Origin of the sequence: Yersinia sp. 1252 StPb PI (assembly GCF_048593885.1) — a bacterium.
Lineage (GTDB): Bacteria > Pseudomonadota > Gammaproteobacteria > Enterobacterales > Enterobacteriaceae > Yersinia > Yersinia enterocolitica_E.
In genome coordinates, this window is record NZ_JAZGQE010000396.1 from 1 (window position 1) to 1,089 (window position 1,089).

Genomic DNA, 1,089 nt, shown 5'->3' on the forward strand with positions numbered 1-1,089 from the left:
GCCATACAACCGAAAATCTGTTACGGATACTATAGGTGGCGATGTCCTGCTAAAGGCGAGCTATATCAATTAATAATTCAACATAATATCTATCACTAGATATAAACGGGGTTTTATATGTTTATTGAGAGAGATGAAAAAAATAATTGTAACGATGGTTATAATGTATATTCAGTGCCATCTTGGGGGCCAAGTATAACTTCATTTTTCCAAAAAAATGAAGCTGAATTGCTTTATGTTGAACAGATGATCCCATCCGATGGAGATAAAGTTTATATTTACTGGAGTGGCTGCAATTTTTATTTTGGAAAAAGAGGGGGGTACGCAGGTCTTCAGCACCAAAATGATAACGTTCTCGCTGGGCAGGTTTTTAGAAGAAACAATATTTGCTCTATTTGGGATTTAGCTGACCAGGATCCTTCGCTTCCTCCTGAAGTTAATCTGACATATGGACTGCCAGGATTGTATTCCAGTCATTTTGGTGGCGAAGGCACAGGTCTACACACTTCACACCCTATGCCCTGGGTTCAAAACCAATGGTACGCACTGGTAATCAGGCGGTGGGATAATCCAGTTGGTTCAAATAGTACTGGTATGGCAATGTTTATGTATTCGTATCTAGATTCGAAATGGACTCATTATATGTCAGCTGATGTCCCTGGAGAGAACCTTCCCATTACGGGCAATAGCTGCAATGGCTTTATTGAGAGGTTTTCAGGAAATGCAGAATCATACCATGGCATTTATGGTAAGCATTTTAGAATGGATAAAAATGGTGTGTGGGAAAAACCGACAAACTATGTTGCATCTGCAGGGGGGGCACCTAGTATATGGAATGCCGAATTATATGAAAATGAAAATATAAAATTAAGCGTAGGTCCGTCAAATAATACAAACGACAGAATTACATTAAACCCAAATCTATCTTATAATAAACCAAAGCCAGTTATTTCACCCATAATTACATTATTAAATGCCTCATATGTAAAAGAAAGGAACATCATAGATGTTTCATGGGGGTTAAACGAATCAACACCACCTCAGTTAACATTCACAGTCCAAATAAGAAGGGGGGGGACGGATGGAGAG

At 38.8% G+C, this 1,089-nt stretch carries 1 protein-coding gene; it reads left to right on the top strand.

Annotated features, from left to right (window positions below; translation table 11 throughout):
* Nucleotides 1-117: 117 nt before the first annotated feature.
* Nucleotides 118-1,089 (top strand): DUF3472 domain-containing protein (locus V2A85_RS23870; RefSeq protein ID WP_420072578.1); only part of this gene is annotated, 972 nt, incomplete at its 3' end.